Here is a 22,513-nt window from a genome sequence, read left to right as displayed (position 1 = left end):
GATGCTCAGAATCCAGACAGTTTAGCGCGGGTGATTAAAAACGGCTGACGAAAGGCGTGGTGTCCGGCACGCTAATGGTGCTGGAAGCTTTAAGCTGCGGGGTGCCGAGATAGAGGAAGCCGACAATTTTATCCTGTTCGCCGCAGGAGAAACCTTCCCGCACGGCGGCGCTCCCGGTCAGCGGCCCGGTACGCCAGATGCCGTTAAAGCCCTGCGCGACGGCGGCCATCTGCATTGCCATTACCGCGCAACCGGCAGACATCTCCTGCTCCCAGACCGGCACTTTATGATCGGCCTGACATTTTGCGACTACCGCGATGATCATCGGCGCACGGAACGGCGCGTTGCGGGCTTTATCAATCCCCTTCTCATCCTGGCCTGCGGCAACAGCCCCCTGCTCCAGCAGCTGGCTGAAGCGGTCGCGCCCTTCGCCTTCAATGATAAAGAAGTGCCACGGCTGCAATGTGCCATGGTCCGGCGCACGCATTCCGGCACGCAGAATGTTTTCCAGCTGCTCGCCGACGGGTGCCGGTTCGGCCAGGCGGGAAGCGCTACGACGGTTAACAAGCAGTTCAAGTGCGTCCATTGGTTAACTCCTTTCATGAAATTTACTCACAAAATTAACACGACAGCAGAATTTGTTACAGCGTGGCAGGCGATTCCTGCTGACAAGTGGCGGTTGGGTCATTACGATAACCGCACATTACCGTCCCGTGGCGACGGAAACAGTCCTTTTCTGGTTAGGGAGAATACATGCGAACCCTTTGGCGAATCTTTGCCGGTTTCTTTAAATGGACGTGGCGACTGCTCAACTTCGTCCGCAACCTGGTGATGAACATCTTCTTCATCTTCCTGGTCCTGGTATGCGCAGGTATCTGGATGCATATCAGCAACGCAAACCAGTCGCAGCATTCGACGCGCGGCGCGCTGTTACTCGATATCACCGGGGTGATTGTTGATAAGCCATCGACCAGCAACCGTCTGGGCGTGATTGGTCGCCAGCTGTTCGGCGCAACGTCAGACCGTCTTCAGGAAAACTCCCTGTTTGATATCGTCGACACCATCCGTCAGGCTAAAGACGATCGTAACATTACCGGTATCGTGCTGGACCTGAAAGATTTTGCCGGCGCCGATCAGCCGTCAATGCAGTACATCGGTAAAGCGCTGCGCGAATTCCGCGACAGCGGTAAACCGGTTATTGCCATTGGCGACAGCTACACCCAGGGACAATATTATCTGGCGAGCTTTGCCAATAAGATCTGGCTTTCGCCACAGGGCACGGTCGATCTGCATGGCTTTGCCACTAACGGTCTGTACTACAAATCGCTGCTCGACAAGCTGAAGGTCACCACCCACGTCTTCCGCGTCGGGACCTATAAATCCGCCGTGGAGCCGTTTATCCGCGATGATATGTCCCCTGCCGCCCGTGAAGCGGACAGCCGCTGGATTGGCGAGCTGTGGCAGAACTACCTCGGCACCATTGCCGCTAACCGTCAGATTACCGCTGAGCAGGTCTTCCCGGGCGCGCGCGGCGTGCTGGACGGCCTGCGCAAAGTGGACGGCGATACAGCGAAATACGCGCTTGATAACAAACTGGTCGATCAGCTGGGTTCCAGCGCTGAAATTGAAAAAGCGCTGACCAAACAGTTCGGCTGGAGTAAAGAGGATAAAAACTACAGCGCCATCAGCATGTATGACTACGCCGCGAAAAAGCCGGACGACAGCGGTGACAGCATCGCCGTGGTGTTTGCTAACGGGGCCATTATGGATGGCGAAGAAACGCCGGGGAACGTCGGCGGGGACACCACCGCGTCGCAGATCCGCGATGCGCGCCTGGATCCGAAAGTGAAGGCGATTGTCCTGCGGGTGAACAGCCCTGGCGGCAGCGTCAGCGCCTCTGAAGTAATCCGTGCTGAACTGGCCGCCGCGCGCGCCGCAGGCAAGCCGGTAGTGGTCTCGATGGGCGGCATGGCGGCTTCCGGGGGCTACTGGATCTCGACGCCAGCCAACTACATTGTGGCTAACCCAAGCACGCTGACCGGCTCGATTGGCATCTTCGGCGTGATCAACACCGTAGAGAACAGCCTGGATTATCTCGGCGTCCACACCGACGGCGTCTCCACCTCGCCGCTGGCGGACGTGTCCGTTACCAAATCCCTGCCGCCTGAGGTGTCTGAGATGATGCAGCTCAGCATTGAGAGTGGCTATAAACGTTTCATCACGCTTGTTGCGGACTCCCGTAAAAAGACGCCCGATCAGATTGACCAGATCGCTCAGGGCCACGTCTGGACCGGCCAGGACGCGAAGAGCAACGGCCTGGTAGACAGCCTGGGTGACTTCGACGACGCCGTGAAGAAAGCGGCGGAGCTGGCGAAGCTCAAGCAGTGGCACGTGGACTATTATCAGGACGAACCAACGTTCTTCGATATGGTCATGGACAGCATGTCCGGCTCCGTTCGTGCCATGCTGCCGGACGCGCTTCAGGCTTATCTGCCGGCGCCGGTGGCGACCGCGGCGAAAGCCATGAGAGCAGAGAGCGACAAGCTCGCAGCCTTTAATGATCCACAAAGCCGCTACGCGTTTTGCCTGACCTGTGCGAACGTGCGTTAAAAACCGTCCCCTCTTCCCGTGAAGAGGGGATTTTTTCTTTTGAAGAACAAGAACTCATTACCATGCAGAAGAAATCAATTTATGTCGCCTATACCGGCGGTACCATCGGTATGCAGCGCTCAGAAAATGGCTATATCCCGGTTTCCGGCCACTTACAGCGCCAGCTGGCGCTGATGCCTGAATTCCACCGTCCGGAAATGCCGGACTTTACCATCCACGAATATGAGCCGCTGATGGACTCCTCCGACATGACGCCGGAAGACTGGCAGCATATTGCGGACGATATTAAAGCCCATTACGACCAGTACGACGGCTTCGTGATCCTGCACGGCACCGACACCATGGCGTTCACCGCCTCGGCGCTCTCCTTCATGCTGGAGAACCTGAGCAAGCCCGTCATCGTGACCGGCTCGCAGATCCCGCTGGCGGAACTGCGTTCAGACGGGCAGATCAACCTGCTTAACTCCCTGTACGTGGCCGCTAATTACCCGATCAACGAGGTAACGCTGTTCTTCAACAACCGGCTGTACCGCGGGAACCGTACCACTAAAGCGCACGCCGATGGCTTTGACGCTTTTGCCTCACCTAACCTGCAACCGCTGCTGGAAGCGGGGATCCATATCCGTCGTCTGGGCACGCCGCCCGCGCCAAATACCGCAGGCGAACTGATCGTTCACCCGATCACCCCGCAGCCGATCGGCGTGGTGACGATTTATCCGGGTATTTCCGCCGACGTGGTGCGCAACTTCCTGCGCCAGCCGGTGAAGGCGCTGATCCTGCGCTCCTATGGTGTGGGTAACGCCCCGCAGAACGGTGAATTCCTGAAAGAGCTTCAGGAGGCGAGCGATCGCGGGATTGTGGTGGTCAACCTCACCCAGTGTATGTCCGGCAAAGTCAATATGGGCGGCTACGCCACCGGTAATGCCCTGGCGCACGCTGGCGTGATCAGTGGTTTCGATATGACCGTTGAGGCAACGCTGACTAAACTTCACTATTTACTGAGTCAGGATCTGGATATTGATTCCATTCGCCGCGCCATGATGCAAAACCTGCGCGGTGAACTGACGCCGGACGAATAAGGAGGTCCCATGAAGCAACGCGCCCTGTTACTGGTCGATTTGCAAAATGATTTCTGTGCGGGCGGTGCGCTGGCCGTTGCCGAAGGCGACAGCACCGTAGACGTCGCGAATTCGCTGATTGAGTGGTGTAAAGCTCGTGGTGAAGCGGTGGTGGCGAGTCAGGACTGGCATCCGGCAAACCACGGCAGCTTTGCCAGCCAGCACAACGTTGAGCCTTACAGCCAGGGCGAACTGGACGGGCTGGCGCAAACCTTCTGGCCCGATCACTGCGTGCAGCAGACGGAAGGCGCTGAGCTGCATCCGCTGCTGAACCAGAAGGCCATCGACGCGGTGTTCCACAAAGGTGAAAACCCAACCATCGACAGCTACAGCGCGTTCTTTGATAACGGTCATCGTCAGAAGACGGCGCTGGACGCGTGGTTGCGCCACCATGAGATCACCGAGCTGATTGTGCTGGGCCTGGCGACGGATTACTGCGTGAAGTTCACCGTGCTGGATGCGCTCCAGTTGGGCTATACCGTGAATGTCATCACCGACGGCTGTCGCGGGGTGAATATTCAGCCGCATGACAGCGCTCAGGCGTTTATGGATATGGCCGCAGAAGGCGCAACGCTGTATACGCTGGCTGACTGGATGGAGACGCAGGCGTAAGCTTTTTAGCCGGGTGACGGCTTAGCCTTACCCGGCCTACTTTCTCTGGTTTTGTAGACCGGGTAAGCGTCAGCGCCACCCGGCATTTCTTCCCCAATCCCCATAAAGTGAACTCCCTCGCATCACAAGCGAAACGGCGATGCTATTCTCTTCAGGCTGTTTTTTCGCCACGCCTTTTCTGTGGCGTGGTTATTTTTATTCAGTCAAAGAGGAAATTATATGAAACGTTTGCCCTTGCTGGCAGCATTACCCTTGCTTTGCGCGTCACTGGCTTCCGCCGCGCCCCTGATGTCCGTGGGTTACTTCAATGGCGGTGGCGATGTTACCGCCGGACCGGGTGGCGATATTAATAAACTCGACGTCCGCCAGATCACCCACCTCAACTACTCGTTTGGTCTGGTTTATAACAACGAGAAAAACGAAACCAACGCCGCGCTGAAAGATCCGGCAAAACTGCATCAAATCTGGTTATCATCTAAGGTGGCATCCGATCTGGCGTTGCTTCCTCAGCTTCGTAAACAAAACCCGAACCTGAAAGTCCTGCTTTCCGTTGGCGGCTGGGGGGCGCGTGGTTTTTCTGGCGCAGCGGCAACCAAAGAGAGTCGCGCGGTATTTATTCGCTCCGCACAGGAGATCGTCAGTAAATACGGCCTGGACGGGATCGACCTGGACTGGGAATATCCGGTCAACGGCGCGTGGGGACTGGTCGAGAGCACCCCTGCCGACCGGGATAATTTCACCGCGCTGTTAAAAGAGATGCGTGACGCGTTTGGTAAGAAAAAGCTGGTCACGATTGCGGTGGGCGCGAATGCAGAAAGTCCGAAAAGCTGGGTGGATGTGAAAGCCATTGCCCCCCTGCTCGATTACATCAACCTGATGACCTACGACATGGCGTACGGTACTCAGTATTTTAACGCGAATCTGTATGACTCCAGCGCCTGGCCAACGGTGGCTGCCGCAGACAAGTACAGCGTCGATTTTGTGGTGAATAACTATCTGGCCGCCGGGCTGAAGCCGCAGCAGATGAACCTCGGAATTGGTTTCTATGGGCGCGTGCCGAAGCGCGCCGTTGAACCGGGTATCGACTGGAGCAAATCGGACGCGCAGAACAATCCGGTGACGCAGCCCTACTTCGGGCCGCAGGAACTGGGCCTGTTCAAATCGCTTGGCTATGATCTGACCAAAGATACCTATGTGAAATACAACGATATCGTCCGCAAGCTGCTGAACGATCCGCAGAAACGCTTTACCGAGCACTGGGACGAACAGGCGAAGGTGCCGTGGCTGTCGGTGAAATCCGCCGACGGGAAGGCGCTGTTTGCGATTTCCTATGAGAACCCGCGCTCCGTGGCGATCAAAGCGGATTACATTAAGGAGAAAGGTCTGGCTGGCGCCATGTTCTGGGAGTACGGTGCTGACGACGAAAACCAGCTCGCGAAACAGCTGGCGGAGTCGCTTGGGATCCCGCACTAAGATGTAGTGTGCCGGGTGGCGCTAGCGCTTACCCGGCCTACATGGGAGCTTTATTTGAAGGTCGCAATCGGCTTCGGCGCGATGCCGAACTCTTCTTTCAGCTCGCGCTTGCTTTTCATCACCATCTGACCGTTAGTGTCGATGGTCATGTGCTGGGCGTCGGTATTGTGACGCGCCTGCCACAGCATCACCAGCTGCAAACTGTTCTCTTTTTGCTCAGGTGTGAGCGCCACACCGTCCGGCCATTTTCCCAGCTCAACGGCCGTTACCAGACGCTGATAAACCTCCGGGGTCATACCTGCAATCATGTCATCAATATTCATGATCTCTCCCTTTCAAAGGAATAATTTGCTGAATCGTTTTTTCAACCCTTGGTATGGTCGCCGTTTTCATCATCGGTAAAGCTCATGGAAGCCGAATTTACACAGAAACGCTCCCCCGTCGGCTGCGGGCCATCCGGGAAGACATGCCCGAGATGGGCGTCACAGTTCCCGCAGCGAATTTCGGTGCGCACCATGCCGTGCGAGGTGTCCGTCAGGTAGCGGATCGCATCATCGCTGACAGGCTCGTAAAAGCTCGGCCAGCCGCAGCCAGAATCGTACTTCGTCTGGGAGTTAAACAGCGGTGCATCACACACCAGGCAGTGGTAGACGCCTTCCCGTTTATTGTGCAGCAAACGCCCGGAAAACGGCGGTTCTGTGCCGTGATTTTGCGTCACGTAAAACTGCATCTCTGTAAGGTTTTTTTTCAAATCGTCGGGGTTACGTTGGTTCGACATATGCTTACATCTCGCTGTTGAAACAGACATCTTTTAACCCAGATTCTAACAAAACATTAACACCCGCGCGTGCACTTTTGTTCTAAACTTATGTGTCGCGAAAAGGCGGTCAGGCAATTGTGATCAATTTCACATTTTAATCCTGCGAGGCCTTTAAAATTCCGGGCGCAGCCCCCATGTGGTTGCTAGCTCAAAGGGAAAGTGAGGCGAGTCAGTCGCACAAACGTTAGTCACAGGATTGATTTGTCGCAATGATTGACACGATTCCGCTTGACGCTGCGTAAGGTTTTTGTAATTTTACAGGCAACCTTTTATTCACTAACAAATAGCTGGTGGAATATATGACTATCAAAGTAGGTATCAACGGTTTTGGCCGTATCGGCCGTATTGTTTTCCGTGCTGCTCAGAAACGTTCTGACATCGAAATCGTTGGTATCAACGATCTCCTGGACGCTGAATACATGGCGTACATGCTGAAGTACGACTCAACTCACGGTCGTTTCGACGGCACCGTTGAAGTGAAAGACGGCCACCTGGTTGTTAATGGCAAAACCATCCGCGTTACTGCTGAGAAAGACCCAGCTAACCTGAAATGGAACGAAATCGGTGTTGACGTTGTAGCTGAAGCTACCGGTATCTTCCTGACCGACGAAACTGCACGTAAACACATCACTGCGGGTGCGAAGAAAGTTGTTCTGACTGGTCCTTCCAAAGACAACACCCCAATGTTCGTTCGCGGTGCAAACTTCGAAACTTACGCTGGCCAGGACATCGTTTCCAACGCATCCTGCACCACCAACTGCCTGGCACCGCTGGCTAAAGTTATCAACGACAACTTCGGCATCATCGAAGGTCTGATGACTACCGTTCACGCAACCACCGCTACTCAGAAAACCGTTGATGGCCCGTCTCACAAAGACTGGCGCGGCGGCCGTGGCGCGGCTCAGAACATCATCCCATCTTCTACCGGTGCTGCTAAAGCAGTAGGTAAAGTACTGCCAGAACTGAATGGCAAACTGACTGGTATGGCGTTCCGCGTTCCAACTCCTAACGTATCCGTTGTTGACCTGACCGTTCGTCTGGAAAAAGCTGCTTCTTATGAAGAAATTAAGAAAGCAATCAAAGCTGCTTCCGAAGGCCCAATGAAAGGCGTTCTGGGTTACACCGAAGACGACGTTGTATCTACCGATTTCAACGGCGAAGTGTGCACTTCCGTGTTCGATGCTAAAGCAGGTATCGCACTGAACGACAACTTCGTGAAACTGGTTTCCTGGTACGACAACGAAACTGGCTACTCTAACAAAGTACTGGACCTGATCGCTCACATCTCCAAATAAGTTGAGATGAGTGCTTGATCCTAAAAGGCGACTTCGGTCGCCTTTTTTATTGTTTTTAGACAGAGGATTGCTTAATGATTAATAAAATTTTTGCACTTCCGGTAGTCGAACAACTTACCCCTGTGCTCTCCCGCCGTCAGATCGACGGTGCTGATATCATCGTCGTTGATCATCCGCGCGTTAAAGCCTCCGTAGCGCTCAATGGTGCCCACCTGCTCTCCTGGAAACCAGAAGGTGAAGAAGAAGGCCTGTGGCTGAGCGAGGCCACCTCGTTCAAAAAAGGGGCGGCGATCCGCGGCGGCGTACCGATCTGCTGGCCATGGTTTGGCCCGTCAGCGCAGCAGGGTTTACCCTCACACGGTTTCGCCCGTAACCAGCAGTGGACGCTGAAAGCCCACAACGAAGATGAAAACGTTGCGGTGTTGACCTTTGAACTCCAGGCGAATGATGAAACGCGTGCCCTGTGGCCACACGAGTTCACCCTGTATGCCCGCTTCAAGCTGGGTAAAACCTGCGAAATTGAACTGGAAGCGCACGGCGAATTCGAAACAACGTCCGCCCTGCACACCTATTTCAACGTAGGCGACATTCAGGCCGTTAAGGTGAGCGGACTTGGCGATACCTTTATCGACAAAGTGGATAACGCGAAAGAAGGCAAGCTGGACGACGGCGTGCAGACTTTCCCGGATCGTACCGACCGCGTGTATCTGCACCCGGAAGCCTGTAGCGTCATCCACGACAGCGCGCTGAACCGCGGTATTGATGTGGTTCATCACCACCACAGCAACGTGGTGGGCTGGAACCCGGGCCCTGCCCTTTCCGTCAGCATGGCGGATATCCCGGATGACGGTTACAAGACCTTCGTGTGCGTGGAAACCGCGTGCGTGACCGCGCCGCAGAAAACCAGCGAAGAAAAACCGTCCCGCTTAGGCCAGACGATCAAGATTGTGAAGCGCTAATATTGTTCAGGCATCATAAAAAACAAACGGGGCGCTAGCGCCCCGTTTTAATGCATCACGTTCTGGTCAGAACTTGTAGGTCACACCCACGGAGAAGATGCCAGACCAGGACTTGTCGACCATCGGGCTGTCTTTCACCTCATCGCTCAGACGAATGTAACGGCCAGTACCGTACACATTCCAGTCACCGAGGAAGTTATACGAGGCGGTGAGTTCCAGGTACGGGTCCCAGCCATCATCCGCGCTGTAGCTCTTCAGACCGCTGCGGCGAGACTCCGCTTTAGACACGCCATAGTAGTAGTCGTTGTAATTCTCGCTGCTGTACTGCACACCAATACCCGGCGTCAGCGTCACTGCGCCGTTGGTATAGCGATAAAGCCACGCCAGATCCCAGATGAAGCCGTTGCTGTTGTCCAGGGTATCGCCCGCCAGCGCAGTGCGCAGGAAGCCATACTCGGTATTATGGACGTAAGAAAGCCCCGCCATCAGTGAGCTTCTGCGTTTGTCCAGCTGACGAAGCGCATTGCTGTCGCTGTCGCCTGGTTTAAAGTGCGTTGGATCGTAATAGGCCATGATGGAGAGCTTATCGGCCGTATCGTTCCACAGATAGTAGCCACCGCCCAACCCACGGAACCAGAAGTTATCGCCTTCATAGGTGACAACGGGGACAGGATAAACGTCGCGGTCATACTGCTTGTACGGGCTGTTAATCACGCCAGCACCCGCGCCAACAGTCCACTGGCTCTCAGCCTGTACGGTGCTCGCTGCGGTAGCGGCAAGGATGCCCAATGCCAGAAGTTTGAGTTTGGTCACAATCCATTCTTTCCTGTAGTCAAATAATCAGCGGGTGAAGTGTAACCGCCATTCCCGTACATCCCAAAATTTTTTGCGCGCTAATCCGTTTGATTAACCCGTTATTTTTCATTTTTCAGATGACATCCCGCTTTCATTTATGTGACCGATAAATGAAAAACCCACTTTTCGCTTATAACCGCAGTGGAAATTTTTGGATGAGTTATTGATATGTCATTGAAAGTAGATTTTATCCGTATGCAAGTTTTGCAATTGCCATCTACGCTTTAATTTAAGAAGAGGTTTTGCTGAACACCCTGCGGTTCATAGCCTTCGACCTGGCACACAGGTTGCTGCTCTGGCAGTGAGGTGCGAAAAATTCTCTTCCGGGAGCCTCCACTACTCATACGAACGGCTCTTATCCTGTGCTAAAAAACGAAAGGACGGCATGCCATGAATATATTCGATCACTATCGCCAGCGCTACGAAGCTGCCAAGGACGAAGAGTTCACACTGCAGGAGTTTCTTACCATTTGTCGGCAAGATCGCAGTGCCTATGCCAATGCGGCAGAACGGCTATTGATGGCTATTGGTGAGCCAAACATGGTTGATACTGCCCTGGAGCCACGGCTTTCCCGTCTATTTTCGAATCGGGTGGTCGCCCGATACCCGGCGTTTGAAGAGTTCTATGGCATGGAAGACGCCATTGAGCAGATCGTCTCCTACCTGAAGCATGCCGCTCAGGGGCTGGAAGAGAAGAAACAGATCCTTTATCTGCTGGGTCCGGTCGGTGGGGGTAAATCCTCTCTGGCTGAACGGCTGAAAGCGCTGATGCAGCGCGTGCCGATCTATGTGCTGAGCGCCAACGGCGAGCGCAGCCCGGTCAATGACCATCCGCTGTGCCTGTTTAATCCGCAAGAGGATGCGCAGATTCTGGAAAAAGAGTTTGGCATTCCGCATCGCTATCTCGGTACGATCATGTCGCCGTGGGCGGCAAAACGTCTGCACGAGTTTGGCGGGGACATCACCAAATTCCGCGTCGTGAAAGTGTGGCCGTCTATCCTCGAGCAGATCGCCATTGCCAAAACTGAACCCGGTGACGAGAACAACCAGGATATCTCGGCGCTGGTGGGTAAAGTCGATATCCGTAAGCTGGAGCATCACGCGCAAAACGACCCGGATGCCTACGGCTATTCCGGTGCGCTGTGCCGCGCCAACCAGGGGATTATGGAATTTGTCGAGATGTTTAAAGCACCGATCAAAGTGCTGCATCCGCTGCTGACCGCCACCCAGGAGGGGAACTACAACGGGACGGAAGGTATTTCCGCCCTGCCGTTTAACGGGATTATCCTCGCCCACTCTAACGAATCTGAATGGGTGACCTTCCGTAACAACAAAAACAATGAGGCGTTCCTTGACCGTGTGTACATCGTCAAAGTGCCTTATTGCCTGCGGATCTCCGAGGAGATCAAGATTTACGAAAAACTGCTCAACCACAGTGAGCTGGTTCATGCCCCTTGCGCACCGGGAACGCTGGAAACGCTGTCGCGCTTCTCGATCCTGTCGCGCCTGAAAGAGCCGGAAAACTCCAGCATCTACTCAAAAATGCGCGTGTATGACGGCGAAAGCCTGAAGGATACCGACCCGAAAGCGAAATCGTACCAGGAATACCGCGATTACGCCGGGGTCGACGAAGGGATGAACGGTCTGTCGACGCGTTTCGCGTTTAAGATCCTCTCCCGCGTCTTTAACTTCGACCACGCGGAAGTGGCCGCCAACCCGGTTCATCTGTTCTACGTGCTGGAACAGCAAATTGAACGTGAACAATTCCCACAGGAGCAGGCTGAACGCTACCTGGAGTTCCTGAAAGGCTACCTGATCCCAAAATACGCCGAGTTTATCGGCAAAGAGATCCAGACCGCCTACCTGGAATCCTATTCTGAATACGGCCAGAACATCTTCGACCGGTACGTCACCTACGCTGACTTCTGGATCCAGGATCAGGAGTACCGCGACCCGGATACCGGCCAGTTGTTTGACCGTGAATCCCTGAACGCAGAGCTGGAAAAAATTGAGAAGCCAGCCGGGATCAGCAACCCGAAAGACTTCCGAAACGAGATTGTGAACTTCGTGCTGCGCGCCAGAGCACATAACAATGGCCGCAATCCGAACTGGACCAGCTACGAAAAACTGCGCACGGTTATAGAGAAGAAAATGTTCTCTAACACGGAAGAGCTGTTGCCGGTCATCTCGTTCAACGCCAAAACCTCAACCGACGAGCAGAAAAAGCACGACGATTTTGTCGACCGTATGATGGAGAAAGGCTATACCCGCAAACAGGTCCGCCTGCTCTGTGAATGGTATCTGCGCGTGCGTAAATCGTCTTAAAACAAGTGCCCGGTAACGCGCTTACCGGGCCAACAAAATGTCCGGCACTTACGGACGCTGCAAGTTGGCAAATGCAGTACGGGGGATATATGACCTGGTTTATTGACCGGCGTCTTAACGGCAAAAACAAGAGCACGGTGAATCGCCAGCGCTTCTTGCGCCGTTATAAAGCGCAAATTAAACAGTCGATCTCCGAGGCCATCAACAAACGCTCGGTGACCGACGTCGACAGCGGCGAATCCGTCTCCATCCCTAACGATGACATCAGCGAACCGATGTTTCATCAGGGGCGTGGCGGCCTTCGCCATCGCGTGCACCCAGGTAATGACCACTTCGTCCAGAATGACAGAATCGAGCGGCCACAAGGCGGAGGCGGCGGTTCTGGCAGCGGTCAGGGACAGGCCAGCCAGGACGGTGAAGGCCAGGACGAGTTCGTCTTTCAGATTTCAAAAGACGAATATCTCGACCTGCTGTTTGAGGATCTGGCCCTGCCGAATCTGAGAAAGAATCAGCACCGTCAGCTCAACGAATACAAAACCCATCGCGCGGGTTATACCGCAAACGGGGTGCCCGCCAACATCAGCGTGGTGCGTTCACTGCAAAACTCGCTGGCGCGACGCACGGCGATGACGGCAGGCAAACGGCGCGAACTGCGCGAGCTGGAAACCAGCCTGAAAGTGGTGGAAAACACCGAACCGGCGCAACTGCTGGAAGAGGAGCGCCTGCGAAAAGAGATCGCCGAACTGCGGGCGAAGATCGACCGGGTGCCGTTTATCGACACGTTCGACCTGCGCTACAAGAACTACGAAAAACGGCCGGAGCCTTCCAGCCAGGCGGTGATGTTCTGCCTGATGGACGTGTCAGGTTCAATGGATCAGGCCACCAAGGATATGGCTAAGCGTTTTTATATTCTGCTCTATCTGTTCCTGAGCAGAACGTATAAGAACGTGGAGGTGGTCTACATCCGCCATCACACTCAGGCGAAAGAGGTGGATGAACATGAGTTCTTTTACTCGCAGGAGACCGGCGGCACCATCGTGTCGAGCGCCCTGAAGCTGATGGACGAGGTGGTGAAGGAGCGCTACGATCCGGCGCAGTGGAATATCTACGCCGCGCAGGCATCGGATGGCGATAACTGGGCGGATGACTCGCCGCTGTGTCATGAAATTCTGGCGAAGAAGATCCTGCCGGTGGTGCGTTACTACAGCTATATTGAAATTACCCGTCGCGCCCACCAGACGCTGTGGCGTGAGTATGAGCATCTGCAAGCGATGTTCGATAACTTTGCGATGCAGCACATTCGTGACCAGGATGACATCTACCCGGTCTTCCGGGAACTGTTCCAGAAACAGTCGTCCACCAGCAACGCATGACCCAACAGCCAGCGCACCCGCTGGCTGTTTTCTTTCAGCCCTCTCCGTCCCGTGCTAATGTAGCAAGCTACGTATTGGCAAAGCACAGGTGAAATCGTTATGTCTGATGACGTGATCGGGACGACGCCCCATCAGCGGCTAATCAGCTTATTAACCGAGCAGGAGGCGCGCTTTCGCGTGGTGGCGCATGAGGCCGTTGGGAAATGCGAAGCGGTCAGTGAAATTCGCGGGACCGATCTCCGACAGGGTGCAAAAGCACTGGTCTGCAAGGTAAAAGGCAACGGTGTTAAGAAACATATTCTGGCAATCCTCGCCGCCGATCGGCAGGCCGATCTGAGCCTGCTGGCCAGTCATTTCGGTGGGCTAAAGGCCTCGCTCGCCAGTCCGGCTGAAGTGGATGCGCTTACCGGCTGCGTTTTCGGCGCCATTCCCCCCTTCAGCTTTCATCCGGATCTGACGCTGGTCGCCGATCCGCTGCTGTTTGAGCGCTTCGATGAGATCGCCTTTAACGCCGGCCTGCTGGAAAAGTCGGTGATTATGGACACCCAGGACTATCTGCGTATCGCCCGTCCTGAACTGGTGACGTTCCGTAAACAATAAATACTGCGGCTGGCTAACGGTCAGCCGTTTTCCAGCAGCAGCACGGAAGCAATCAAAATAATCGCGATAATAAAAAACGATGAGGAGATAATCAGCGTTTCGACAAACATAGGATCGTTCATGATGCCCTCTGCTTTGCCCGTTTGCCTCTTTTTTATCCCCGCACAATGACAGTTAAATGACAATGACGCGTCCATGAAATAACTATTTTTTCGCTGAAACGATTCGCTGTTAACTATCCTCCCCCGTATAAAGTCACTGTTTAAATACTTTATTTGTTACCGGTATCACGAAAAGAAATTTACGTAACCCCGATGCCAGATCTCGCAATTGTTAAACTTTTCATCATGGTTAACCCTGTTTACGGAGCACCTCAAAAATAAACCTTACACTGGCAAGGTGAATACAATGACCGAAATAATTACCCGTAAAGAAAAGATCAGTTATGGGTTAGGCGATATGGCGAGCCATATTGGGCTGGATAACGTCATTATTTTTCTGACGTTTTACTATACGGACGTGGTGGGGCTACCTGCTGCATTCGTGGGCACCATGTTTCTTCTGGCGAGAACCGCCGATGCCATAATAGACCCGGCGATGGGCTATATCGCAGACAGGACGCGCACGCGCTGGGGCAAATTCCGCCCCTGGATGCTGTGGCTGGCGCTGCCCTTTGGCGCAAGTTGTCTGCTGACCTACGCCGTTCCGGCGTCGCTCGATCTGCACGGTAAAATGATTTTCGCCACCGTCAGCTATACCCTGATGATGCTGATGTATACCGCAATCAATATTCCCTATTGCTCCATGGGCGCGGTGATCACGCCCGACAACGATGCGCGAATTTCCCTCCAGTCCTATCGTTTTTTCCTGGCCACGCTGGGTGGCGCGCTGTCGACATTCTTTATGATGCCGCTCGCAGAGTTTTTAGGCGGCGATGATAAATTACTGGGCTACCGCTGGGCGATGGCCATTATGGCGACCATCGCGGTCATCATGTTCTGGATCTGCTTCGCCAATACGCGCGAGCGTATTAAGGCTCCCGCCACCCACAATAATTATCTTGCGGAACTGCGGGATTTATTACGAAACGACCAATGGCGGGTTGTCGCCGTCCTGGTATTAACCAACATTGGTTTTGGCGTTATTCGCCTTGGCGCAATGATGTATTTCGTCACTTATTATCTCGGTAGCGCAAGCTATTTTATGTGGATGCTCGGGGCGCATATTCTCGGGAAAGCCGCAGGCAGTGCGCTGGCCAAACGTCTGACGCAGAACGTCAGCAAAGTGCAGATGTTTGGATACTGTTCCGTACTGGCGGGGGTACTCAGCATCGCCCTGTTCTTTGCGCCTAAGTCAGTGCTTATTCTGGTGCCCATGACGTTTATCGTCTCCACCCTTTACCAGGCCACCACCACGCTGATGTGGGTAATGATGGCGGACGTCGCCGATTACGGCGAATGGAAACAGGGCAAACGCATGGACGGCGTGATCTTCTCCACCTTCCTCGCCGTACTCAAGCTGGGAATGGCGATCAGCGGCGCGATTGTTGGCTGGACGCTGGGCTTAAGCGGCTATGTCGCCAACGCCCCGGAACAGACCACCACGGCCATGTACTGCATCATCGCCCTCTTCACCGTCGTGCCTGGCGTCTTGTCACTCTGCGCGTTTGCCACGCTGCGCTGGTACAAGCTCGACGACAGCACAATGCAATCCATCCATCTTGCCAAACACCCTGTTTAGAAGGACGCGTTTTCCATGAGTGAGCTGATCCAACATTCCAACAGTATCGAATGGCGTTTTGAACGCCAGATCCTGCGTATTGAACCGTGGGGTGAAAACAGCCTGCGCGTCAGGGCCACCTGCTCCCTGGCTTTTGATGAGGCCTTACAGGCACTGTTGCCCGCCGCCCCTTGCCAGGCTGAGATTGTCGCCGAAGCGGAAAGCCTGACGCTGCGCAACGGCAATATTACCGCGACGCTGAATCTTAAAGGTCAGCTGGCCTTCTACAATCAGCGCGGCGAACTGCTGCTGGAAGAGATGTGGCGCCAGCGTTCAACGGTGGGTATCGGTGCCAGCGAGAAGAGCCAGGATAAATATGTCAGCGCCCTGAAGCTGGATGGCCGCGAATTTAAGCCGCTAATGGGGGGGAAATATCAGCTCACCGTCCGGTTTGAATCGCGTCCGGATGAACGCATCTATGGCATGGGTCAGTATCAACAGCCGTGGCTGGATCTGAAAGGCTGTACGCTGGAACTGGCGCAGCGCAACTCCCAGGCCAGCGTGCCCTTTATGCAGTCCAGCCTTGGCTATGGCCTGCTGTGGAACAATCCGGCGATTGGTGAAGCAAGCTTTGCAAAAAATCAGACGGAATGGCGCGCCCGCGTCACAGGAGAAATGGACTACTGGATCACCGCCGCCGACACGGTGGCGGATATCACCCGCCAGTATGTGAAAGCCACCGGTACTCCACCCTCCGCCCCGGCGTTTATCAGCGGGCTGTGGCAGTGCAAATTACGCTACCGCACCCAGCAGGAGGTGCTGGAGGTTGCGCGGGAGTATCGCCGCCGTAATCTGCCGCTGTCGGTGATGGTCATCGACTTTTTCCACTGGCCGAATCAGGGCACCTGGTGCTTCGACCCCGTAGACTGGCCCGATCCTGAAGCGATGGTCGACGAGCTGCGCGAAATGGGTATTGCGCTGATGGTGTCGGTGTGGCCAACGGTAGAGGCGCGCAGCCCTCTCTACCCGCTGATGAAAGCCAAAGGCTGGCTGGTCAGCAGTGAACGTGGCGTGCAGGTCAACCTCGATTTTATGGGCAATACCACCTTCTTTGATGCGACCCATCCTGAGGCGCGGAAATTCGTCTGGGATACGGTGAAGAAAAATTACTACGACATGGGCATTAAGCTGTTCTGGCTGGACGAAGCGGAACCGGAATACCGAGCCTATGATTTTGACAACTATCGCTACCACGCCGGTCTGGTGCTGGAAGTGGGCAATCGCTACCCGCGTGACTTTGCGCAGGGCTTTTACGATGGGCTCCAGGCAAATGGTGAAACCGACATTGTTAACCTGGTACGCTGTGCCTGGGCAGGCAGCCAGCGCTTCGGCGTGCTGGCGTGGTCGGGTGATGTCCACTCCTCGTTCCATGCTTTTCGCAATCAACTCGCCGCGGGACTGAATATGGGGCTGGCGGGGATCCCATGGTGGACGACCGATATCGGTGGCTTCCAGGGAGGGAACGTTAACGACCCGGCGTTCCACGAATTACTGATCCGTTGGTTCCAGTGGGCGGTGTTTACACCGGTTCTGCGCATGCACGGCTATCGCGAACCGCAGATCCAGCCCCCGGAGCGCTACCGTGACGGCATTCCTCAGTGTAACAGCGGTTCGCCTAATGAGCTGTGGAGTTACGGAGAAGAGAATTACGCCATCATGCAGCACTGGCTTACCGTCCGCGAAACCCTGCGCCCGTATATTGACGCGTTGTACCAGCAGGCTCATCTGCACGGAGACCCGCTCATGCGTCCGCTGTTCTGGCACTATCCGCAGGATAAGCAGAGCTGGGCGTGTGAAGATCAGTATCTGTTTGGCGAAGATCTTCTGGTGGCGCCGGTTATGCAGGCCGGTCAGCGTGAGCGCGATGTCTGGTTGCCGACGGGCAATAGCTGGGTCGCTCTCAACGGTGAGCGCTACGCCGGTGGGGAGCATATCCGGGTGCCTGCGGCGCTGGAAACCATCCCGGTGTTTATCCGCGAAGGGAGTCCGCTTATCCAGCAGCTGGTGGACTGACGTCAGGCAAGTGCCCAAAAATAGACAATTTTTTCAGTAAAGCCTGCCTGCCGTCGCGTTTGCGCGTAAAGTAAGCAGGCTTACTATTTTTGGCAAGGATCCCGTCATGTTCGACCCTACTCTGCTCATACTTCTGACCCTGGCTGCTCTGGGTTTTGTCAGCCACAACACCACCGTCGCGATTTCCATTCTGGTCCTGATCATTGTTCGCGTCACACCGTTGAATACCTTCTTCCCGTGGATAGAAAAACAGGGGCTTACCATCGGGATCATTATTTTGACCATCGGCGTGATGGCCCCGATTGCCAGCGGAACGCTACCGGCCTCAACGCTGCTGCACTCCTTTGTAAACTGGAAATCGCTGGTGGCGATTGCGGTGGGCGTTTTTGTCTCATGGCTTGGCGGGCGCGGCGTGACGCTGATGAGCAGCCAGCCTTCACTGGTGGCCGGGCTGCTGGTGGGCACCGTGTTAGGCGTGGCGCTGTTTCGTGGCGTGCCGGTTGGCCCGCTGATTGCTGCCGGACTGGTTTCGCTGTTTATCGGGAAGTCGTAGTCAGGCTGGCAATATAGCGGGCGGGCGTCTGTCCCAGTCCTTTCTTAAACATGGTGATGAAGGCGGTGGTGGAGTCATACCCCAGCGCCTGCGCCGCCTGCTGAACCGACTTTCCGCCGATCAAAAACTGCAATGCGACAATCAGCTGGAGCTGGTGCCGCCAGCGGCGAAAGCTTAAGCCGGTCTCTTTCACCACCAGCCGCGCCAGATTGCGTTCGCTCATGGCAAAGTGGCTGGCCCACTGCGCCAGCGTCTGCCAGGCGGCAGGTTCGTTTGCCATGGTCTCACTCATCAGGCGAATTTTTGGATGCGGAGATACCGGCAGCTGTAGATGCTCCTGCGGTTGCAGGGGCAGTTCATCAAACAGGACGTCAACCAGCCTTCCGGTAGCGGGAAGAGGCAGTTCCTCCCGTGACCTGTCCGCAAGCGCCAGCACCAGCTCCCGCACCAGGGGCGATATTTTCAGCGTACAGGTACGCGTCGGCAATTCGAGCGCACCGGGTTCAATAAACAGCAGACAGAGCTGCGCGCCGGGCGTCGCCTTGTTGCTGTGCGGCGTTTGTCCCGGGATCCACACCGCATACTGGGGCGGCACCATCAGCATCGCGTTCTCCACTTCACAGGTGATCGCGCCACCCAGCGCCATAATCAGCTGCCCTTTGCGGTGCTGATGCAGCGGAATATATTGTTCCTGTGCCACCACGCGGATGCGAAAGGCCACCGCCGCGTCGTGCTGGCTATCGGGATCGTAGCCATCGAGCCCCAGTCCGTACATAAAGTTGTCCGATATTAGCGATAAACTGTCATTTTAGCCTGATTTCAACCACGACTTAAATCGGTATGGTATGCGCTCGCCTGAACGTAAGAGACAATAATGACTACTGCTATTCAACCTTCCGGGAAACAGGGTGCGCTGCTGATTGCAGGCATCCTGATGATTGCCACGACGCTGCGCGTCACCTTTACCGGTGTCGCCCCCCTGCTCGATACCATCCGACAGGACTATGGCTTAAGCACGGCGCAAACCGGCCTGCTCACGACGCTGCCTCTGCTGGCCTTCGCCTTTATCTCTCCCCTTGCCGCAGGCGTCGCCCGGCGCCTGGGCATGGAGCGCAGCCTTTTTATCGCTCTGCTGCTGATTTGCATCGGGATTGGCGTACGTTCGCTGCCGTCGGCCTCGCTGCTGTTTATCGGTACGGCGATCGTAGGCTGTGGGATTGCGCTGGGCAATGTCCTGTTACCTGGCTTAATCAAACGTGATTTTCCGGGCCAGGTCGCAAAACTGACGGGGGCTTATTCGCTGACGATGGGAGCCGCTGCTGCCGCAGGGTCGGCGCTGATCGTCCCGCTGTCGCTGGGGAGTGGTGGCTGGCACGGGGCGCTGTTGATGCTGATGTTCTTCCCGCTGGTGGCGCTGCTGCTGTGGTTACCGCAATGGCGCCAGAAGCCGGCCGCCACCCTGACCGGAGCGGGCGCGCTGCACAATCGGGCTATCTGGCGCTCGGCGCTCGCCTGGCAGGTGACGCTTTTTCTGGGCATTAACTCGCTGATTTACTACGTCATTATCGGCTGGTTACCCGCGATTTTGCTTAGCCATGGCTACAGCGAAACGCAGGCTGGCTCCATGCACGGGCTTCTCCAGCTGGCAACCGCGGTTCCCGGTCTCGCCATTCCGCTGATCCTGCACCGTCTTAACGATCAGCGTGGCATTGCCGGGCTAGTCGCCCTGATGTGCGCCGTCAGCGCGGCCGGGTTCTGGTTCGCGCCGGGGCTGGCCGTCGTCTGGACGCTGGTGTTTGGGTTTGGATCCGGCGCCACTATGATCCTAGGCCTGACGTTTATCGGGCTGCGCGCCAGCTCGGCCCATCAGGCCGCGGCGCTCTCCGGCATGGCACAGTCGATTGGCTATCTTCTGGCGGCCTGTGGCCCACCGCTGATGGGGAAAATTCACGATACCGCCGGAGACTGGCGCATTCCGCTGCTCGCCTGCGCGCTGGCCGCGGTGGTGATGGCGTTATGCGGTATGCTTGCCGGGCGTGACCGGGAGATCACACCCGGCTGACATTCAAGGCAGACCCGGAGGTCTGCTTTTTTTAACCCTGCGCCGCCCGCATCATGGCCTGTACCAGCACGACCGGGCGCCCTTGTAGCGCGGCCCGCTCATGCTGGAACAGGGTGAGGACAAAGAAAGGATGGGTTACCAGCTCTGCCGCGCGGATCTCGCCCTGCTCGTCCCAGCCCGTTACGCGCATGTCGCCCCGCTCAAGCTGGTCGGCAAACTCAGGTGAGACGCCGTAATTGCAGTGATACCCCTCCTGAATTTCCGGCTTGCCATACGCTTTAGCAATCAGCGTGTTATTCCGCAGCTCGATCGCATCGGTTTTTTCCACCAGCGAGCAGGTCAGCGGCGCAATTACCATCCTTCCCTCGGTGTCGGTTTCGGCATGGCCTGCATCGTGCCAGCCCAGTACATTACGCGCATACTCAATCAGCGCATGCTGGAACCCGCCACAGGTGCCGAGAAAGGGGATGCTGTTCTCACGCGCGTAACGGGCCGCAATAAACGCCGCCTCGGTGTTTTTATACGGGCTTGCCGGTACCAGCCAGATGGCATCGTACCCGACCAAGTCTTCGGGGCTGGTCAGCTCAGGCGTGGCGAGCCAGTCATAATCAGCGGTGAGCTCCAGAACCGCAGCGGCGTCGTCAATCGCCAGCGGGATCGCCTGGTGCGCAATAACATCGGGATTGTAATCACCAACCAGCGCAATGCGCAGCGTCGTTTTAACCGGGGAGAGTTCCATCAGAGATTCCTTATGCCGGAGGATTTTCAGATAACATAAGGAACCTCAGACTACCGATCTTTTGCAATTATCACAATACCTTAAATTGGGTGGATAAAAGCCGGGTGCTATAGTGTTCTTGCAGAACGTCGTAAGGAAATGAGGAGGACCCATGATTCAATGTAAACGCGTGTATGAGCAGGCGACCTCAAAAGACGGTTACCGGATCCTGGTCGACAGACTCTGGCCGCGCGGGATAAAAAAGACCGACCTCGCCTGTGATGAGTGGTGTAAAGCGCTAACGCCGTCCAGCGAACTGCGAAAAGCCTTTCACAGTGAAACGATAGATTTCACCGCGTTCAGTGAAGCCTATCGTAAAGAGCTGGCGCAGCATCCGGATGAAGGCAAACGCCTGGCGGCTCTCGCCAAACAGCAGACCGTGACGCTACTCTATGGGGCGAAAAATACGGAGCAGAATCACGCGCAGGTACTGGCGGACTGGCTGCGTAAACTGTGATTAACCGATCGCCAGCTCATCCACGTTGTGTGGCATCTCGTCGGGAGTAAGCGGCATCAGATGTTCCGGGCGAACAAACGCAAAACCGTGCTGATTATCAAAGGCGTAAACATCACCGGTGACCAGCCACAGCGCACGCGCTGACGTGGCGGGTAATTGCGTCATGACGCCGTTAACCGGGTTCACAAAACGCTGGCCCGGCTGACAAAGTCCAAACAGCTCGACGGATTTACCGATATTTCGACGGCCTGCCGCCGTACGCGCACCCACGATCATCGCCATGCTGCCCGGTTTTAACTGAAACATACTTCTTCTCGCAAACGTACTGCCAGAAACTGGCTAAGAATAATCCTAAAGAGAAGTGTATCGCAGTTTTATTGCCGTTGTCATCTGGTCGGTTGCGGGTGATCGCGGCGGTAGAGATCCCATTCATCGATCACTTCCCCGTCTGGCAATTTGCACCCGGTACGTACGCCCTGCGGGCTTTGAACAGGGATTTGCTCTCCCCCTTTCTCCAGACAGTACACTGACGCCGGGTTTGCCATACCAATAGCGTGCGGCGGTTGAGGCGCATCAGGAGGGGTTGTCTTTGTTGAGCAGGCGGCCAGCGGTAAAACCAGCGCCAGGAGAAGATATTTCATTATCATGATCCTTCAGGGTGTAAAAATGTCAGAGTAACGGGTCATCGCCGTTTTCTCCATGATTTCTCCATTAAACCTGCACGATTCCCCCTTATAGTGATGCCTGTTCTCACACTGACCAGAGAACATCATTCCGTAATCAAGATGTTTTGCCCCGATCTCAACATCGGGGCTTTTTTTAGTCTTCCCC

General features: G+C 55.5%; 23 protein-coding genes. 14 read left to right on the top strand and 9 right to left on the bottom strand.

The genetic code is table 11. From position 1 onward, the window contains the following. Positions 1 to 34: 34 nt before the first annotated feature. Entirely contained in the window at positions 35 to 586 is a 552-nt protein-coding gene (locus tag ACOTY5_RS04705; RefSeq protein ID WP_032670093.1) for an NAD(P)H nitroreductase, read from the bottom strand. Positions 587 to 753: 167 nt separating this feature from the next. Between ACOTY5_RS04705 and sppA the strand changes: the two genes are divergently transcribed. The 4 genes from sppA to ACOTY5_RS04685 all read left to right on the top strand — a co-directional run bounded on the left by sppA (position 754) and on the right by ACOTY5_RS04685 (position 5,813). After that, positions 754 to 2,610 (top strand): signal peptide peptidase SppA, encoded by a 1,857-nt coding sequence (gene sppA / locus ACOTY5_RS04700; RefSeq protein ID WP_045141479.1) that lies wholly within the window; start codon positions 754 to 756, stop codon positions 2,608 to 2,610. A 62-nt stretch (positions 2,611 to 2,672) separates the two neighbouring features. Continuing rightward, positions 2,673 to 3,689: an asparaginase gene (gene ansA, locus ACOTY5_RS04695; RefSeq protein ID WP_023303507.1), complete on the top strand. Its 1,017-nt coding sequence runs from the start codon at positions 2,673 to 2,675 to the stop codon at positions 3,687 to 3,689. Between the two features lie 9 nt (positions 3,690 to 3,698). Continuing rightward, a complete protein-coding gene (gene pncA, locus ACOTY5_RS04690; protein ID WP_017384686.1) occupies positions 3,699 to 4,340 on the top strand; it encodes a bifunctional nicotinamidase/pyrazinamidase in 642 nt (213 codons plus the stop codon). A 219-nt stretch (positions 4,341 to 4,559) separates the two neighbouring features. Continuing rightward, positions 4,560 to 5,813: a glycoside hydrolase family 18 protein gene (locus ACOTY5_RS04685; RefSeq protein WP_017693611.1), complete on the top strand. Its 1,254-nt coding sequence runs from the start codon at positions 4,560 to 4,562 to the stop codon at positions 5,811 to 5,813. A gap of 50 nt (positions 5,814 to 5,863) precedes the next feature. Here the strand turns inward: ACOTY5_RS04685 and ACOTY5_RS04680 are convergent, their stop codons facing one another. Both ACOTY5_RS04680 and msrB read right to left on the bottom strand, forming a co-directional pair. Then, the gene (locus tag ACOTY5_RS04680; protein ID WP_017384688.1) at positions 5,864 to 6,136 is read right to left on the bottom strand and encodes a YeaC family protein; all 273 of its coding nucleotides are present in this window, start codon (positions 6,134 to 6,136) and stop codon (positions 5,864 to 5,866) included. A 41-nt stretch (positions 6,137 to 6,177) separates the two neighbouring features. Beyond that, positions 6,178 to 6,591: a peptide-methionine (R)-S-oxide reductase MsrB gene (gene msrB / locus ACOTY5_RS04675; RefSeq protein ID WP_017384689.1), complete on the bottom strand. Its 414-nt coding sequence runs from the start codon at positions 6,589 to 6,591 to the stop codon at positions 6,178 to 6,180. A gap of 341 nt (positions 6,592 to 6,932) precedes the next feature. Here msrB and gapA point away from each other — a divergent pair, with 341 nt between their 5' ends. Continuing rightward, complete coding sequence (gapA, locus tag ACOTY5_RS04670; RefSeq protein ID WP_006809136.1) at positions 6,933 to 7,928, top strand: glyceraldehyde-3-phosphate dehydrogenase; 996 nt, start codon at positions 6,933 to 6,935, stop codon at positions 7,926 to 7,928. A gap of 74 nt (positions 7,929 to 8,002) precedes the next feature. Continuing rightward, positions 8,003 to 8,887 carry a D-hexose-6-phosphate mutarotase gene (locus ACOTY5_RS04665; RefSeq protein ID WP_040117548.1) on the top strand — a complete coding sequence of 295 codons (885 nt, stop codon included), beginning with the start codon at positions 8,003 to 8,005 and terminating at the stop codon, positions 8,885 to 8,887. Positions 8,888 to 8,953: 66 nt separating this feature from the next. Here ACOTY5_RS04665 and ACOTY5_RS04660 read toward each other — a convergent pair whose 3' ends face one another. Beyond that, positions 8,954 to 9,700, bottom strand: coding sequence for a MipA/OmpV family protein (locus ACOTY5_RS04660; RefSeq protein ID WP_017384691.1), 747 nt, complete (start codon positions 9,698 to 9,700; stop codon positions 8,954 to 8,956). Positions 9,701 to 10,132: 432 nt separating this feature from the next. Here ACOTY5_RS04660 and yeaG point away from each other — a divergent pair, with 432 nt between their 5' ends. The 3 genes from yeaG (at position 10,133) to ACOTY5_RS04645 (ending at position 14,040) form a co-directional block, all read left to right on the top strand. Next, entirely contained in the window at positions 10,133 to 12,067 is a 1,935-nt protein-coding gene (yeaG, locus tag ACOTY5_RS04655; RefSeq protein WP_006809140.1) for a protein kinase YeaG, read from the top strand. 89 nt (positions 12,068 to 12,156) lie between these two features. Then, entirely contained in the window at positions 12,157 to 13,440 is a 1,284-nt protein-coding gene (locus tag ACOTY5_RS04650) for a YeaH/YhbH family protein (protein ID WP_017384692.1), read from the top strand. Positions 13,441 to 13,539: 99 nt separating this feature from the next. Then, complete coding sequence (locus ACOTY5_RS04645) at positions 13,540 to 14,040, top strand: YbaK/prolyl-tRNA synthetase associated domain-containing protein (protein WP_023303492.1); 501 nt, start codon at positions 13,540 to 13,542, stop codon at positions 14,038 to 14,040. Positions 14,041 to 14,060: 20 nt separating this feature from the next. Here the strand turns inward: ACOTY5_RS04645 and yoaI are convergent, their stop codons facing one another. Continuing rightward, complete coding sequence (yoaI, locus tag ACOTY5_RS04640) at positions 14,061 to 14,162, bottom strand: small membrane protein YoaI (protein ID WP_017384693.1); 102 nt, start codon at positions 14,160 to 14,162, stop codon at positions 14,061 to 14,063. Between the two features lie 286 nt (positions 14,163 to 14,448). Between yoaI and ACOTY5_RS04635 the strand changes: the two genes are divergently transcribed. The 3 genes from ACOTY5_RS04635 to ACOTY5_RS04625 all read left to right on the top strand — a co-directional run bounded on the left by ACOTY5_RS04635 (position 14,449) and on the right by ACOTY5_RS04625 (position 18,385). Next, a complete protein-coding gene (locus tag ACOTY5_RS04635; protein ID WP_015570785.1) occupies positions 14,449 to 15,780 on the top strand; it encodes a glycoside-pentoside-hexuronide (GPH):cation symporter in 1,332 nt (443 codons plus the stop codon). Positions 15,781 to 15,795: 15 nt separating this feature from the next. Next, entirely contained in the window at positions 15,796 to 17,832 is a 2,037-nt protein-coding gene (locus ACOTY5_RS04630) for a TIM-barrel domain-containing protein (protein WP_045141478.1), read from the top strand. Positions 17,833 to 17,938: 106 nt separating this feature from the next. Then, positions 17,939 to 18,385: a DUF441 domain-containing protein gene (locus tag ACOTY5_RS04625; protein ID WP_017693614.1), complete on the top strand. Its 447-nt coding sequence runs from the start codon at positions 17,939 to 17,941 to the stop codon at positions 18,383 to 18,385. Here the strand turns inward: ACOTY5_RS04625 and ACOTY5_RS04620 are convergent. After that, on the bottom strand, positions 18,369 to 19,160 hold the full coding sequence (locus tag ACOTY5_RS04620; protein ID WP_017384695.1) for an AraC family transcriptional regulator: 792 nt from the start codon (positions 19,158 to 19,160) through the stop codon (positions 18,369 to 18,371). The two genes, ACOTY5_RS04625 and ACOTY5_RS04620, sit on opposite strands and share 17 nt — an antisense overlap. Before the next feature lie 99 nt (positions 19,161 to 19,259). Between ACOTY5_RS04620 and ACOTY5_RS04615 the strand changes: the two genes are divergently transcribed. Further along, entirely contained in the window at positions 19,260 to 20,447 is a 1,188-nt protein-coding gene (locus ACOTY5_RS04615) for a CynX/NimT family MFS transporter (protein ID WP_045141477.1), read from the top strand. A gap of 31 nt (positions 20,448 to 20,478) precedes the next feature. On the opposite strand, the gene ACOTY5_RS04610 is transcribed toward ACOTY5_RS04615, so the two are convergent. Continuing rightward, the gene (locus tag ACOTY5_RS04610; protein WP_023296323.1) at positions 20,479 to 21,186 is read right to left on the bottom strand and encodes a CTP synthase C-terminal region-related (seleno)protein; all 708 of its coding nucleotides are present in this window, start codon (positions 21,184 to 21,186) and stop codon (positions 20,479 to 20,481) included. A 151-nt stretch (positions 21,187 to 21,337) separates the two neighbouring features. Between ACOTY5_RS04610 and ACOTY5_RS04605 the strand changes: the two genes are divergently transcribed. Then, positions 21,338 to 21,682: a DUF488 domain-containing protein gene (locus ACOTY5_RS04605; RefSeq protein WP_015570789.1), complete on the top strand. Its 345-nt coding sequence runs from the start codon at positions 21,338 to 21,340 to the stop codon at positions 21,680 to 21,682. Here ACOTY5_RS04605 and ACOTY5_RS04600 read toward each other — a convergent pair whose 3' ends face one another. Together ACOTY5_RS04600 and ACOTY5_RS04595 are read right to left on the bottom strand one after the other, a co-directional pair. Beyond that, positions 21,683 to 21,988, bottom strand: coding sequence for a hypothetical protein (locus tag ACOTY5_RS04600; RefSeq protein ID WP_015570790.1), 306 nt, complete (start codon positions 21,986 to 21,988; stop codon positions 21,683 to 21,685). A gap of 80 nt (positions 21,989 to 22,068) precedes the next feature. Continuing rightward, a complete protein-coding gene (locus ACOTY5_RS04595) occupies positions 22,069 to 22,323 on the bottom strand; it encodes a DUF333 domain-containing protein (RefSeq protein WP_045141475.1) in 255 nt (84 codons plus the stop codon). Positions 22,324 to 22,513 lie beyond the last annotated feature (190 nt).

It is taken from the genome of Enterobacter cloacae complex sp. SHL018, from assembly GCF_049237905.1.
Classification (GTDB): domain Bacteria; phylum Pseudomonadota; class Gammaproteobacteria; order Enterobacterales; family Enterobacteriaceae; genus Enterobacter; species Enterobacter hormaechei_C.
The sequence above is the reverse complement of the archived record's forward strand: the minus strand, read 5'-3'. Positions and strand labels throughout refer to the sequence as shown.

Bases quoted from the DNA above. Each gene is read 5' to 3' on its own strand.
- ACOTY5_RS04705 (WP_032670093.1), bottom strand. From the start codon at position 586: ATGGACGCACTTGAACTGCTTGTTAACCGTCGTAGCGCTTCCCGCCTG.
- sppA (WP_045141479.1), top strand. From the start codon at position 754: ATGCGAACCCTTTGGCGAATCTTTGCCGGTTTCTTTAAATGGACGTGG.
- ansA (WP_023303507.1), top strand. From the start codon at position 2,673: ATGCAGAAGAAATCAATTTATGTCGCCTATACCGGCGGTACCATCGGT.
- pncA (WP_017384686.1), top strand. From the start codon at position 3,699: ATGAAGCAACGCGCCCTGTTACTGGTCGATTTGCAAAATGATTTCTGT.
- ACOTY5_RS04685 (WP_017693611.1), top strand. From the start codon at position 4,560: ATGAAACGTTTGCCCTTGCTGGCAGCATTACCCTTGCTTTGCGCGTCA.
- ACOTY5_RS04680 (WP_017384688.1), bottom strand. From the start codon at position 6,136: ATGAATATTGATGACATGATTGCAGGTATGACCCCGGAGGTTTATCAG.
- msrB (WP_017384689.1), bottom strand. From the start codon at position 6,591: ATGTCGAACCAACGTAACCCCGACGATTTGAAAAAAAACCTTACAGAG.
- gapA (WP_006809136.1), top strand. From the start codon at position 6,933: ATGACTATCAAAGTAGGTATCAACGGTTTTGGCCGTATCGGCCGTATT.
- ACOTY5_RS04665 (WP_040117548.1), top strand. From the start codon at position 8,003: ATGATTAATAAAATTTTTGCACTTCCGGTAGTCGAACAACTTACCCCT.
- yeaG (WP_006809140.1), top strand. From the start codon at position 10,133: ATGAATATATTCGATCACTATCGCCAGCGCTACGAAGCTGCCAAGGAC.
- ACOTY5_RS04650 (WP_017384692.1), top strand. From the start codon at position 12,157: ATGACCTGGTTTATTGACCGGCGTCTTAACGGCAAAAACAAGAGCACG.
- ACOTY5_RS04645 (WP_023303492.1), top strand. From the start codon at position 13,540: ATGTCTGATGACGTGATCGGGACGACGCCCCATCAGCGGCTAATCAGC.
- yoaI (WP_017384693.1), bottom strand. From the start codon at position 14,162: ATGAACGATCCTATGTTTGTCGAAACGCTGATTATCTCCTCATCGTTT.
- ACOTY5_RS04635 (WP_015570785.1), top strand. From the start codon at position 14,449: ATGACCGAAATAATTACCCGTAAAGAAAAGATCAGTTATGGGTTAGGC.
- ACOTY5_RS04630 (WP_045141478.1), top strand. From the start codon at position 15,796: ATGAGTGAGCTGATCCAACATTCCAACAGTATCGAATGGCGTTTTGAA.
- ACOTY5_RS04625 (WP_017693614.1), top strand. From the start codon at position 17,939: ATGTTCGACCCTACTCTGCTCATACTTCTGACCCTGGCTGCTCTGGGT.
- ACOTY5_RS04620 (WP_017384695.1), bottom strand. From the start codon at position 19,160: ATGTACGGACTGGGGCTCGATGGCTACGATCCCGATAGCCAGCACGAC.
- ACOTY5_RS04615 (WP_045141477.1), top strand. From the start codon at position 19,260: ATGACTACTGCTATTCAACCTTCCGGGAAACAGGGTGCGCTGCTGATT.
- ACOTY5_RS04610 (WP_023296323.1), bottom strand. From the start codon at position 21,186: ATGGAACTCTCCCCGGTTAAAACGACGCTGCGCATTGCGCTGGTTGGT.
- ACOTY5_RS04605 (WP_015570789.1), top strand. From the start codon at position 21,338: ATGATTCAATGTAAACGCGTGTATGAGCAGGCGACCTCAAAAGACGGT.
- ACOTY5_RS04600 (WP_015570790.1), bottom strand. From the start codon at position 21,988: ATGTTTCAGTTAAAACCGGGCAGCATGGCGATGATCGTGGGTGCGCGT.
- ACOTY5_RS04595 (WP_045141475.1), bottom strand. From the start codon at position 22,323: ATGAAATATCTTCTCCTGGCGCTGGTTTTACCGCTGGCCGCCTGCTCA.